Source organism: Thalassolituus sp. UBA2009 (genome assembly GCF_002335285.1).
GTDB classification, from domain to species: domain Bacteria; phylum Pseudomonadota; class Gammaproteobacteria; order Pseudomonadales; family Oceanobacteraceae; genus Venatoribacter; species Venatoribacter alkanivorans.
The window spans coordinates 1-13,384 of the sequence record NZ_DDCJ01000097.1; the positions used below are offsets into that span (position 1 = coordinate 1).

Below are 13,384 nucleotides of genomic sequence, written 5' to 3' on the forward strand. Positions count from 1 at the left end.
GCGCGCGGCGATAGCAGACTGGCCGGCGTTCTTCTTTGCCATCTGGTTTCACGACCTGATTCAGCAGAACAAAGGCAATAACGAAGAGCTGAGTGCGGCACTGGCACGTGAATATCTGCAGCCGCTGGCGGTTCCTGAAGCGGTGATCGCCAAAGCCGAACAACTGATTCTGGCAACCCGAACTCATCAGTATCAGGCCGACAGTGATGTGCAGCTGTTTATGGATATCGACCTGTCGATACTGGCCGCCGAACCTGCGGCTTACCGTGCTTATGCCAGCCAGTGCCGCAAAGAATATTTTCTGCCCGACTTTGTTTACCGCTTTGGCCGCCGCCGTTTTCTGCATGAGTTGTTAGAACGCGAATGGATCTTCTCCAGCCCGTATTTCAGACAGCACAGCGAGCAGGTTGCCCGCGCCAATATCCACTGGGAACTGGAGGAATGGTTATGAGCCTTTTTAAAAAAATCAGCGACGGCTGGCAGCGCGCGGTTAATGGTAAAGCGGTGAGCGAGTCTGGTTTACAGGAGATAGTGCAGAAGAGTGCGCAGGAGAGCGTGCAGTTCAGCGACAGCGGTATGCATATAACTCAGGGCAATGGCCGCGAGCAGGATATTGCTTACCGCGACGTAGAACAGATCGACATTATCACCACCGATCAGGGCCCGTGGCAGGAAGATGTCTGGTGGTGTTTTTACCTGAGCAATGAAGAGAAGCCGGTGTATTTACCGCAGGGCATTAAAGGGGAAGACCAGATACTACTCGTGCTGGAAAAGCACTTTGCCGGAATCGATTTTCAGACCTTTATTATGGCTATGGGCTCGGCAGATAATGCGGTGTTTAATCTGTGGCGACGGGCGGAAGACTGAAGGCGAATGGCTTATGGATGCGGGCTCATCTGGCTCCCATGCTCTGTGTGGTAGCCCTGGCTGGCTCAGTTGCATTCCCACGCAGATCATGGGAACGAGTTACGGGCGGAAGACTGAACATCTGGCTCCCACGCTCTGCGTGGGAGTCTTTACTTACGGAGTTGCATTGCCCGCGGAGCATGGGAATGAGAAAAACAGCAAATAGCACAATAAGCTATAAACTGTAATGCACAATAAGCTATAAAACGTGATGCATAATAAGCTATAAACCACAATGCATGATAAGCTATAAACCGCAAAGCAGAATACGCTGACGGTGGTGTTATGAATGATGTATCGCAGAAGCTCGCAGACTCGTTAGAGCAGCTTAAAATCCTTCAGGATCAGGGCGTTACCGCTATCCGGTCGGCGCAGCTCAGCCGTGTCCACCGTGAGCGTCTGCTGAAATACGGCTTTATCAAAGAGGTGATCAAAGGCTGGTACATTCCCTCTGCGCCGGATGAGTCGCCCGGCGATACGACCTCCTGGTACACCTCATTCTGGGCGTTCTGTGCCGATTATCTGAGCGAGCGACTCGGGAGTGACTGGTGCCTGTCGCCGGAACAATCCCTCAGCCTGCACATTGGCGACCGAACCGTGCCTGTCCAGTTGCTGGTGCGCTCGCCCAATGCCCGCAACCAACCAACCGGACTGCTGTACGGCACCTCGGTGTTTGATATGAAACTCGCCGTGCCGGAACCCGCAGACAGAGCAACTCTGGAAGGGTTAAACGTACACAGCCTGGCGTCGGCACTGGTGAACTGTGCACCGAAACATTTTGTCGCCCAGCCAGTGGTGGTGCAAACGGCTCTTTCTATGATCAGTGATGCCTCCGAACTGCTCAGCCTGTTGTTAAAGGGCGGCCACAGTACCGTCGCCGGACGGCTGGCCGGTGCGTTCCGCGCTATTGGCCGCGAGCAGATTGCCAGCAACATCGTTAAAGCGATGACTGCAGCGGACTACACCATTAACGAAGTGAATCCTTTTACAGAACAACCGCCACTGCAGTTTGGCCGGCGTGATACCTCGCCTCATGTAAACCGCTTACGCCTGCTGTGGGCGACGATGCGCGACGATGTGATTGCACATTTTCCTGCGCCGCTTAACACGCCGGTATCCGCTGCGGAGTATTTAACGGATGTCAGCGATAAATACGTCAGCGATGCCTATCACTCGTTATCCATCGAAGGCTACCGGGTAACGCCTGAACTCATTGAGCGTGTGCGCACCGGAGGCTGGAACCCGCAGCAGAACGACAACGACCGGCAGCAGGTCGATGCACTGGCAGCTAAAGGTTACTGGGATGCGTTTCAGCAGGTAAAGCACGCGCTGGAACGGGTTCTGAACGGCGAGAATGCCGGTACTGTGTTGGAAGAAACACACGGTGACTGGTATCTGGCATTATTCGGCGCCAGCGTTGCCGCCGGAATTATTAACGCCACCGATCTGGCCGGATACCGTAATGGCCCGGTGTATATTCGCCGTTCAATGCACACACCGCCAACGCCGGATGCCGTGCGCGATATGCTGCCCGCTTTATTTGAGCTGCTGCAATACGAAGAACACCCGGCCGTGCGCATTGTGCTGGGGCATTTTTTCTTTGTGTATATTCACCCGTATTTCGATGGCAACGGCCGAATGGGCCGGTTCTTAATGAACCTGATGATGGCCGCCGGTGGCTACCTCTGGACCGTGGTGCCGGTTGAACGCCGCACGGAATATATGGAAGCGCTGGAAGCCGCCAGCGTGCGGCAGGATATTGTGCCGTTTACCCGGTTTTTGGGTGGTTTGCTCGGGTAAAACCTCTTATCTGGCTCCCACGCCCTGCGTGATAGTCTTTGCTGATACATTTGCGTTCCCACGCGGAGCGTGGGAACGAGAAAGCGCGGAGTATGGCAATGAGAAAAGAGTCCAAGCCTGTTATCAGGCTGGCAATCAATGGCGCTTAGAGCGGGTGTCCCGCTAGCGCCCTTCACCGATACGTACACCTGTTTTCAAGGAATTACGAGTAGATTGTCATGAGTCAGTCCCATTCTTTTCAGCCAATATCAAAAAAGAATCTCAGTAAAATAAAAGCGGATGAATACCTTCTGATCCGTTTTCAAGCACCGGATGATGAAGAGTATTATCTGGACTACTTAACCGATCACAAACCCAAAAATCTGATGGATAAAGCCCGCGATCTGTTGGGAATAAAGGTACCTATACCAAATCTGAAACTGACTGAACTGGAACAACGCGTAGTTCACTGTGAAGCCACTATGTGCACACTCAATCAGGCACTTTTCAACAATTTTGTATGTCTGGATAAGATTTCTATTTTCGGCGTAGAAGGCGCAGTATTCAGCATTGAAATAGGTTGGTTGGCGCCTGGCCTGATGACCCCTGATGCTGTGAAGCTGGTTTATGCCCGCCTGAAAGATGTTGGTGTCGATGATCTTCTCGGGCATATCAGCACGGACAAGATCGCCGGCACAGGGTTATATCGGGAATGGATGACTGAAGAGCATTACAAGTCAGAGCAAGAGGCGCTGATCAGGGACTTTGAAAAATATAAAAAGATGCTGCAAGCTTGCGCAGAGAATGACTATGGATATGTGGTCTACTGCATCTGACAGACACACTTTCGCAATCCATTGCCGACATCCTGCTTACCTCGGCCAAAGCAAGACATCTGGCTCCCACGCTCTGCGTGGTAGCCTTGAACCGGAAACAAGGAGTGTTTCATGGGGCGCAGTCGTTACAAATTTATTTATCCCGACCAACCGCATTTTATGACCCTGACGGTGCAGGGGTGGTTACCTGTCTTTACCCGACCTGAGTCTGTAGACATTCTGCTGCAATCATTTCGCTTTCTGATGAATGAAGGTCTGCGCATTCACGCCTGGGTTGTTCTTGAAAACCACCTGCACCTGATAGCTCAAAGTCAGCAGCTTGATAACGACATCGCCCGGTTCAAATCCTTCACCGCCCGTCAGCTTCTCGGTTACTTGCAGCAGAGAAAAGCCACGACCTTGCTGAACCAGTTACAGCAACTCAAATTAGCCCATAAAACCGACCGCCAGTCGCAGCTCTGGCAAGAAGGTGTTCATCCTGAATGGATCGGCAGTTCGGATATGATGAGGCAAAAGATCGAATACATTCATCAGAATCCGGTCAAGCGGGGTTACGTTGATCATGCCGAACACTGGCGTTACTCCAGTGCCAGAGACTACGCGGGTAGCGAAGGACTGCTTCCGGTGGATAAAAGCTGGTGGTCAGAATAGGTTTGACTAGCTCCCAGGCTCATCTGGCTCCCACGCTCTGCGTGGTAGCCCTTGCGCAATACATTCCCACGCGGAGCGTGGGAACGAGGAATAGACCGTGGTGCCGGTTGAGCTCCGTACCGAATATATGGAAGCACTGGAAGTCGCCAGTGTGCGGCGGGATATTGTGCCGTTTACCAAATTTTTAGGTGGAATTATCGGTGGGTGAGCGGGCAGAGATTCTGACTGTCGCGGAATGTCAGTCTGTTTGAATAGCAGGCTGGGTAAACAAGGGTGCTTAGAGTGGGTGTCTCGATAGCGGGTGAGATTTCAGTGGTTCGCTAGAAGAAAATTAAGGTATCATGATTGATGAAATATATCTTCGAAAAATCAGGTAAAAGGATTTTAAATGATCGTAAAAAATTCATGCTTCATAATTTCAGCACTTTTTTTATTCGGTTGTAGCACGGTGAAGCCAATCGAAAGGTTTTCTGAGTCAAAGAATATAAAGTTAGAATTCAAGTCAGGAATTTCTGCTAAACGAGCAATGGAAATAATCGAATATGACCTTGTCAGTGCATCGGGTATTAAAGACAAAGCCCGTTTTAATCAGACTAAAGATATTCGCGTTCCACGACCTGATCTGGTTTTGGGAAAGGAGGTTTTTAAAGATTGTACTTCCGAGACAAATTGCGTAGTTACCTTTGTCTTTCACAAAGGACAATATCTGGGCGAGACCAAACGCTACGACACAGTAAATGATCGGTTAGTTGCAACCTCTAGTAATCCAAAAATAACTGGAGAGGCAACTACAAAACAAACTATTAAGATTCCGGTGATTATGTCTAAAAGCGCATCAGGTAATACGGTGGCAAGTGTATACATTGATGGTAAGGTTGAATATAAGAAATACGAAGGAGTTTTTGGGCTAACCAATATTGTTAGTGGAAAAACATATTCCCCACTTTTGAGTAACGATGAAGTGGCTGGTGTTATTGAGAGATTTAAAAAAATATCTCCACCAGAAGCAATGCTGCTCCAGTAACCCATGAGTAGCTTTTATGCCGGGATTTGGGATTATGTTGGTTGGTAAGTATGTCTAAAAAATGGTTGGCGCACCAAACTTGACGATCTTACCTGGTGCAGTTTATGTAAGCGTTAAAAAGCCCGCTTTCGCGGGCTTCTTTATGTCGCTCACCAGGTTCCTTTGAGGAGTCTGGCAATGATCAGGCGGTGCGCACTGCGCACCCTACGAATCAATCCTCGTAATTCTCAATCGCCGGGCAAGAGCAAATCAGGTTACGGTCGCCGTACACATCATCAATACGGCCAACGGTTGGCCAGAATTTATGGGCGCCGAGTTCTTTAACCGGGTAAGCGGCCAGTTCGCGGCTGTACGGACGATCCCATTCGCCGGCAATTACCGGTGCGGTGTGCGGGGCGTTTTTCAGCGGGTTATTTTCCGCATCCAGTTCACCACGCAGTACCGCGTCGATTTCGCCTTTAATGCTGATCATAGCGTCGGCAAAGCGGTCGATTTCGGCTTTGGATTCCGATTCGGTCGGCTCGATCATAAAGGTGCCGGCAACCGGGAACGACATGGTCGGCGCATGGAAACCGTAGTCCATTAAGCGCTTGGCGATATCCACTTCGGTAATGCCGCTTTCGGCTTTCAGCGGACGCAGGTCAACAATACATTCGTGCGCCACGCGGCCGTTCTGGCCGGAGTACAGAATCGGGTAGTGAGCCGACAGACGCTTGGCCAGGTAGTTGGCTTTCAGCAGTGCGTTCTGGGTTGCGCGACGCAGGCCTTTGCCGCCCATCAGGGTGATGTACATCCAGCTGATGGTGAGAATGCTGGCGGAGCCGTATGGCGCAGCCGATACCGCACCATTGCCTTTGGCTTCGTTCTCCAGCGGGCGTACCGCGTGGTTGGCCACGAATGGCGCCAGGTGTTTGGCAACGCCGATAGGGCCCATGCCCGGGCCGCCGCCGCCGTGTGGAATAGCGAAGGTTTTGTGCAGGTTCATGTGCGATACATCGGCACCGATAAACGCCGGCTGGGTAATACCCACCTGTGCGTTCAGGTTGGCGCCGTCCATATACACCTGGCCGCCGAGGCTGTGTACCAGATCGCAGATTTCGCGCACGCCCTGCTCGTAAATACCGTGGGTCGACGGGTAGGTCAGCATCAGGCACGACAGCTGGTCGCCGATTTCTTCGGCTTTTTTCTTCAGGTCGTCAAAGTCGACGTTACCTTCGTCATCGCAGTTGGTAACCACTACGCGCATCGAGGCCATTTGCGCCGACGCCGGGTTAGTACCGTGGGCAGAGCGCGGAATCAGACAAACGTTACGGTGACCTTCGCCACGGCTCTCGTGGTATTTCTTGATCGCCAGCAGACCGGCGTATTCGCCCTGCGCACCGGAGTTGGGTTGCATACAGATGGCGTCAAAACCGGTAACCGCTTTGAGGTAGTCGTCCAGCTCGGCAATCATCTGCTCGTAGCCAACGGTCTGCGACTTAGGCGCGAACGGGTGAATATTGGAGAACTCAGGCCAGGTGACCGGAATCATTTCGGTGGTGGCGTTCAGTTTCATGGTGCAGGAACCCAGCGTGATCATGCTGTGGTTCATGGCCAGATCTTTCGACTCCAGGCGCTTCATATAACGCAGCATTTCATGCTCGGTATGATAGCGGCTGAAGGTCGGGTGGGTGAGGAAGGCGGTGTTACGTGCCTGACCGGCGTCGATGCTGTTGGAGCCGTTGGCAACAATCTGCGCGTCCAGTGCGTATACATCCAGACCGTGACCTTCGCCGAGAATAATATCGAACAGTTCCTGTACGTCGGCGGCGGAGGTTTTCTCGTGCAGGCTGACACCCAGAGTGTTTGCTGCCATACCCAGAGCGGCGTCGTCACGCAGGTTCACTTCACGCGCTTCGGCACGGGCCAGTACCGTGGCTTTGTCGCTGGCGTTAAAGGTCAGGGTGTCGAACCAGTGGTTGTTGACCAGCTCAATGCCTTTAGCCTGTCCCTGGGAAGAAGAGAGACCAGCAGCCAGAATATCGGTTAAACGGTGAATACGGCCGGCAATGGTCTTCAGACCCTGTGGGCCGTGGTATACGGCGTAGAAGGAACTCAGGTTGGCCAGCAGCACCTGTGCAGTACAGATGTTGGAGTTGGCCTTCTCGCGGCGGATATGCTGTTCACGGGTTTGCAGTGCCATACGCAGCGCAGGCTTGCCCTGAGCGTCGATAGAAACACCGATAATACGGCCTGGAATATTACGCTTGTAGGCATCGCGGGTGGCGAAGAACGCCGCGTGCGGGCCACCAAAGCCCATCGGTACGCCGAAGTGCTGGGCGTTACCCAGAACGATGTCGGCACCCATTTCGCCCGGTGCTTTCAGCATCACCAGCGCCATCAGGTCGGTGGCTACCGCGGCCAGTGCGTCTTTGGCGTGCAGGGCGGTAATTACATCGGTGAAGTCACGTACATCACCGTTTTTACCCGGATACTGGAACAGCGCGCCGAATACATCGGCGTCGGCGGCGGCATCCGCCGGGCCAACCAGTACGTCCCAGCCAAAGGCTTCGGCGCGGGTTTTGACCACGTCGATGGTTTGCGGCAGGCAGTTTTCATCAATGTAGAAAGTATTGGATTTGTTTTTCTTTACCGAGCGCTTGGCCATGGACATGGCTTCGGCAGCGGCGGTGCCTTCGTCCAGCAGCGAGGCGTTGGCCAGTTCCATACCGGTAAAGTCGATCACCATTTGCTGGAAGTTCAGCAGGGCTTCAAGACGGCCCTGGGCAATTTCCGGCTGGTAAGGGGTGTAGGCGGTGTACCAGCCCGGATTTTCCAGCACGTTGCGCAGAATCACCGGCGGAATAATGGTGTCGTGGTAACCCAGACCTATGTAGCTCTTAAAGATCTTATTTTTCGCCGCCAGCGACTTTAAATAATTCAGCGCATCGTATTCGCTTTTACCGTCGGCAATGTCGAGGAAAGGCGGGCGCAGAATATCAGCAGGCACGATTTCGGCACTCAGGGCTTCCAGCGAGTCGGCACCAACGGCAGCCAGCAGAGCGGCTTCTTCGTTGCTGTCCGGGCCTGCGCCATTGGAGGCAATGTGACGGCCGATAAAATTATCGCGTTGTTCCAGATCTTTAAGAGACAGTGTGGTCATGGGAGAACTCAAAAAAGTTAAGCTGGTGAGGCAGTGCTGCTAACGGAGTTAACAGCACGTCTTAACGGCACTTCTTAATCACTGCGCCTGCGCTGCGGCAGGCGTAAGTGGTGTCGTCTTACTCGCAGGCAGCCGCGTAAGCGTCGGCGTCGAGCAGGTTATTCAGGTCGTCGGCGTTAGCCAGTTCCATTTTGAAGAACCAGGCGTTGCCGTACGGATCTTCGTTAACCATTTCCGGAGTATCAACCAGCGCGTCGTTAACGGCGATGATTTTACCGGCCAGTGGCGCGTAGATGTCGGAAGCGGCTTTCACCGATTCAACTACGGCGATGTCCTGCTCGGCTTCCACTTCGGTACCGGCTTCCGGCAGTTCAACGAATACCACGTCACCCAGCTGAGCCTGGGCAAAATCGGTAATACCGATGGTTACGGTGCCGTCGGCTTCGAGACGGATCCACTCATGGGAAGTCACGTATTTCAGTTCGGCTGGGATATTGCTCATGTTGATCTCCACTCAAAAATAAAAAGCGTAAAACGAATTCGTTAAGGTATCAGAACTGCTGCTTGCCGTTACGGACGAATGGCAGCTTAACCACGCGTGCGGGCACTAATTTACCACGCATTTCCACCAGACACTTGTCTGCGGTGCCAACCGGTACGCGCGCCATGGCAATGGAGTACTCCAGGCTTGGGGAGAAGGTACCGGAGGTGATTTCACCTTCGCCAACACCTTCAACCACAACCTTCTGGTGTGAACGCATCACACCGCGCTCTTCGAGTACCAGGCCAACCTGCTTCAGCGCCTGCTGTGGGTTAGCTGCGCGCTCAGCTTTTTCGGCTTCCAGTGCGGCACGGCCGATAAAATCACGCTCTGCCGGTTCCCAAGCAATGGTCCAGCCCATGCCGGCCTGCAGTGGCGAAATGCTTTCGTCCATATCGTTGCCGTACAGGTTCATACCGGCTTCCAGACGCAGGGTATCACGTGCGCCCAGACCGGCCGGAGCAACGCCGGCATCCAGCAGCTGCTGCCAGAAATCAGCCACTTCGGCTTCCGGCACCATGATTTCCAGACCGTCTTCACCGGTGTAACCGGTACGCGCGTAGAACCATTCGCCTTTGCCTTTGCCCTGAAAAATTTTCAGGCTGTCGATCAGTTCGGCGGCGTCGGCTTTTACCTGTTTTACCAGCTCAATAGCTTTCGGGCCCTGCACGGCAACCATCGCCAGTTCCGGGCGTTCGGTGAGGCTGACTTCAAAGCCTTTGCTCTGCCGTGACATCCACTCCAGATCTTTTTCGCGGGTGGAGCAGTTCACCACGGTGCGGTACCAGCCATCCATTTTGTAGACGATTAAGTCGTCGATCACACCGCCTTCGTTATTCAGCATGCCGGAGTACAGGGCTTTGCCGGTTTCCTGCAGCTTGGCGACATCGTTGGCCAGCAGTTTCTGCAGGTAGGCGGTGGCATCCGGGCCGCGTACATCGACGATGGTCATATGCGATACGTCGAACATACCGGCCTGCTCGCGCACAGCTTTGTGTTCCTGAATCTGCGAGCCGTAATGGATGGGCATATCCCAACCACCAAAGTCGACGATTTTGCCGTTGGCTTCGAGGTGCTTGGCGTACAGAGCGGTTTGCTTGGCCATGTTATGTCCTGCTGTAGTCAGTCGTGATGTGATCGTTTGCTGTCTTTATTCTGCCCCGCCAGCGCTCTGGCAGAGGGTGCTTTGTCTGCCGTAAAAGCGGACGAATGCTTTGTTTCAGATCGTAAAAAAGGGCGGCAGTATAGCGCCTAAAACGGACTTAGGCACCCTCCAATCTGTAAATAGCTGGACTATGGTTCCATTTTATAAATATTGGCCTGTTTAAGCCTGCGGGCCGCATGGCCGCTGGGTTGATGCTGTTACCTTAAATGGTGGAAATCTGACTGTTCAGTCAGAAAAAGGTATGGCACCGGGCAGGTTTTGCGGGATGTGCTGTGGGGCGTACTGAATCGCGCGCAGGGTCAGCTGCAGGTGTGTGCGCAGCATGTCGTCAAAGCCCAGCGGTTGTTCCTTGCGGGCAAACACGCCGTCGATGGTAAGCAGGGCAAAACCGTGGATCGACGACCAGCAGTTATTGGCCAGAATCATCGGCTCTGTGTGGAGGAATTCGCCGCGCTGCGCCCCTTCAGCCATCAGCTGCAGCAACACATTAAAGGCACTGTGGGCGGATGTGCGTAGTTGCGGATATTGTTCGCGGTTGGTGATGCTGCTGCCGAAAATAAGACGGTACTTTTCCGGGTTGGCAATGGCATAACGCAGGTAGGCCTCGCCGGCCCGCAGCAGGTTATCGGCACTGCTCAGGCTGGGGTCGATACAACTGCTGGTAATACCGCTGAGTTCATCGAAGGTCTGGCGTGCCAGTTCGACCAGCAGGCCATTTTTATCGGCAAAGTGGCGGTAGGGGGCGGTTTGTGAAACGCCGACCACCCGTGCCAGGGCGCGCAGGCTGAGATTCTCGGCGCCCTGTTCACGGATGCTGTCGACCGCTGCGCTCAGCAAAGCCTCACGCAGATTACCGTGGTGGTAGCTGGTGGTGGCGTTGTTCTGGTTTGAGGCGACGCTGGTCATCGGGAGATCCATAAAAGATTCCCGCTATTCAAACCAGTTACGCCTTAAGCGTCAACTTCACTGAGCTGTTTATTCTGTTCCGCCGGCGTGCCGCTGACGCTGCCGTTTTTCGCCAGATGCGCCTGGCTGGGAGAGTACCCACACCATTTTTTAAACGCTTTGGAGAAGTTTGCAACGCTGGAATAGCCCAGTTCAGCGGACAGTTGCGTGACGTTATAAACCCGTCGCTGCAGCCAGTCGCGGGCCTGAATCAGGCGCAGTTCGGACAGCAGCTTCTGGTAGTGCGTGCCACTGTCCTGCAGGCGCCGTTTACAGGTGCGTTCACTCAGGCTGAGCGCCTGTGACAGCTGCTCCAGTGATGGCGGTTCCGGCAGTTCAGCGCGCAGCAGATTGGCCGCTTTGCTGGCGACCAGCATGCTCGGTCGCGGTGGCAGTTCGCGCTGCAGTTGCGGCAGATTATGCGGGTCAGCCTCGTTGTGCAGCAGGCGTGTCGGCAGGCGGATGGCCAGGTACGGTGCGTTGAAATGAATCTTCAGCGGCACATAAGCGGCGTAACGCTGTGGTTGTTCGCAGCCTTGCGGCAGGAACAGCTGAATATCGCTGTGGCTGGTGGCGGTCAGTGGCAGGCAGGTGGCGTGCAGCCAGGCAACCAGTACATCCAGCACACTGGCCGGCAGTTGCTCGGCCACCGTCGGATTGGCGCGCCAGCGCAGCTCGATATGGCAGGTTTCGCCATCGTCTTCCTGATACAGACCAAACAGTCGCGTCAGCAGGTTGTCTTCACGCAGCAGTGCGCAGCCCTGCGCCAGAGTGTTAAACAGCGTTTCCTGATGCAGTGCCAGCGCCAGACCGTAGTCGAGTGCCAGATTCTGTTGCGGCAGCTGTTCCTGTGCCCAGTCGAGCAGGTTCAGGATCTGGCTGACCGCAACGCGGCTGCGGCTGTTAAACAATGCATCGGCCGGCAAATCCATTGGCGGCAGTTGCTGATTTTTAATGCCTTTGCTGGCCAACAGGCGCAGCAAAATATGCAGTGAGTTAGCAGTACAGTTTAAAGGGCCCATGGTGTGTCTTTTTTTTATGTGGTGAGAGTGCAGAACTGTACGGCAAAACAAACGTTTAACAATGTGTTATCTGGCAGACATCTACCCAGAAATGGCCTGTAACCACCCAAAGATTTTCCGGATGGGACATTTTTGTTGTGTTGACGATGCTCACATTGTCGTCATAGTATGTTTTCACTGTAAACATGCCGGTGTTGTTAATGCGCCCGGCGGTGTTCGTCGTGATCAATGGGTTTGCATAATTACAACAGGAGCGCCCTATGTTTTTTCTGCGTCTGCAAGGTCGTCATTCCGGCCGTTTTCTTTTTACCTTAATTGGCCTTTTTCTGGCCGGATCTGCTCTGGCACAACCGGCCTTACCGGTCGAAACCGTCAGTGTGCAATGGCAGGAATATGCCCGGCCGCTGCGTATCAGCGGTGTGCTGGAAAATAAGTCTGAACAGAATCTGGCGTTTAAAATCAACGGCCTGGTACGCCGCGTCGCTGTGGATGAAGGGCAGTGGGTAAAAGCCGGGCAGGTGCTGGCGGCCCTCGATCTGGAAGAAATCGACGCGCAGGTGGCCAAGGCCGAATCGGTGCTGGCCAATGCCGAGCGTAATCTGGCGCGTTTTCAGTCGCTGCAGGGGCTGGATGCCTTGTCGGTGGAGCAGTTACAGAGTGCCGAAACCCAGGTGGATGTTGCCCGCTCTGACCTGACCGTTGCGCGTTTTAATCAGCGCCATGCGGTTATCCGTGCACCGGCTGATGGCCGGGTGCTGAAGCGTTCGGTAGAAGCCAATGAAATGGTTAGCAATGGCAAGCCGGTGTTTCTGTTTGCCGCCCGCACCAGTGGCTGGGTGCTGCGTGCCGGAGTGACCGACAAAGATATCGTTCGTCTGCGTCTGCAGGATCATGCCGAAGTAACCTTTGATGCTTACCCCGGTGAAATATTTCAGGCGGAGCTGAGCGAGCTGGCCGGACGCGCCGATGCCAGTCAGACCTTTGAAATTGAATTACGTGTGAGTGCTAAACCTGAGCAGCCGTTGCTGGCCGGTTTTGTTGGCCATGCGGTGATTATGCCGGCACAGACCCGTCCGGCGGTGTTGCTGCCGGTTGGTGCTATGGTCCGGACCTATAACAAACAGCCTGCGGCCCAGAGTGCTCATCAGGGGGCTCGCGCCGAAGTGGAAGTGTTTGTGGTGCAGAACAACGACGGTGAGTATCAGGCGCAGTTACGCCGTCTGCCACTTTTGGCGCTGGATCATGATCAGCTGGTGATTACCGGTGGTTTACAGGATGGTGAACAGGTTGTGGTGGCGGGTGCGTCTTATCTGAGCCATGGCCGTGTGGTGACGCTGCCGGAGTCTGCGCTGGTGGAAGCGGCACCTGCTGTG

Annotated in this window: 12 protein-coding genes; 7 read left to right on the forward strand and 5 right to left on the reverse strand. The window is 54.1% G+C overall.

The genetic code is table 11. The features are described from left to right. The 6 genes from B3P58_RS11955 to B3P58_RS11980 form a co-directional block, all read left to right on the forward strand. Window positions 1-451, forward strand: a 451-nt coding sequence (locus B3P58_RS11955) for a hypothetical protein (protein ID WP_286717722.1), incomplete at its 5' end; no start/stop codon positions are given. Continuing rightward, the gene (locus B3P58_RS11960; protein ID WP_286717724.1) at window positions 448-867 is read left to right on the forward strand and encodes a hypothetical protein; all 420 of its coding nucleotides are present in this window, start codon (window positions 448-450) and stop codon (window positions 865-867) included. The genes B3P58_RS11955 and B3P58_RS11960, both read left to right, overlap by 4 nt. A gap of 324 nt (window positions 868-1,191) precedes the next feature. Beyond that, a complete protein-coding gene (locus B3P58_RS11965; RefSeq protein ID WP_286717725.1) occupies window positions 1,192-2,706 on the forward strand; it encodes a Fic family protein in 1,515 nt (504 codons plus the stop codon). A gap of 218 nt (window positions 2,707-2,924) precedes the next feature. After that, window positions 2,925-3,521: a DUF1877 family protein gene (locus B3P58_RS11970; protein ID WP_286717726.1), complete on the forward strand. Its 597-nt coding sequence runs from the start codon at window positions 2,925-2,927 to the stop codon at window positions 3,519-3,521. Window positions 3,522-3,632: 111 nt separating this feature from the next. Then, window positions 3,633-4,172 (forward strand): REP-associated tyrosine transposase, encoded by a 540-nt coding sequence (locus B3P58_RS11975; RefSeq protein WP_414716571.1) that lies wholly within the window; start codon window positions 3,633-3,635, stop codon window positions 4,170-4,172. Between the two features lie 388 nt (window positions 4,173-4,560). Next, the gene (locus tag B3P58_RS11980; protein WP_225693332.1) at window positions 4,561-5,196 is read left to right on the forward strand and encodes a hypothetical protein; all 636 of its coding nucleotides are present in this window, start codon (window positions 4,561-4,563) and stop codon (window positions 5,194-5,196) included. A gap of 211 nt (window positions 5,197-5,407) precedes the next feature. Here B3P58_RS11980 and gcvP read toward each other — a convergent pair whose 3' ends face one another. The 5 genes from gcvP to B3P58_RS12005 form a co-directional block, all read right to left on the reverse strand. Continuing rightward, window positions 5,408-8,338, reverse strand: coding sequence for an aminomethyl-transferring glycine dehydrogenase (gene gcvP / locus B3P58_RS11985; RefSeq protein ID WP_286717729.1), 2,931 nt, complete (start codon window positions 8,336-8,338; stop codon window positions 5,408-5,410). 118 nt (window positions 8,339-8,456) lie between these two features. After that, window positions 8,457-8,840, reverse strand: a complete 384-nt coding sequence (gcvH, locus tag B3P58_RS11990; protein WP_145466000.1) for a glycine cleavage system protein GcvH — start codon at window positions 8,838-8,840, stop codon at window positions 8,457-8,459. A gap of 49 nt (window positions 8,841-8,889) precedes the next feature. Next, window positions 8,890-9,984, reverse strand: coding sequence for a glycine cleavage system aminomethyltransferase GcvT (gcvT, locus tag B3P58_RS11995; RefSeq protein WP_145465998.1), 1,095 nt, complete (start codon window positions 9,982-9,984; stop codon window positions 8,890-8,892). Between the two features lie 285 nt (window positions 9,985-10,269). Continuing rightward, on the reverse strand, window positions 10,270-10,962 hold the full coding sequence (locus B3P58_RS12000) for a TetR/AcrR family transcriptional regulator (protein WP_286717731.1): 693 nt from the start codon (window positions 10,960-10,962) through the stop codon (window positions 10,270-10,272). Window positions 10,963-10,994: 32 nt separating this feature from the next. Continuing rightward, complete coding sequence (locus tag B3P58_RS12005; protein ID WP_145465995.1) at window positions 10,995-12,011, reverse strand: helix-turn-helix transcriptional regulator; 1,017 nt, start codon at window positions 12,009-12,011, stop codon at window positions 10,995-10,997. Window positions 12,012-12,271: 260 nt separating this feature from the next. Here B3P58_RS12005 and B3P58_RS12010 point away from each other — a divergent pair. Next, window positions 12,272-13,384, forward strand: a 1,113-nt coding sequence (locus tag B3P58_RS12010; protein WP_286717732.1) for an efflux RND transporter periplasmic adaptor subunit, incomplete at its 3' end; no start/stop codon positions are given.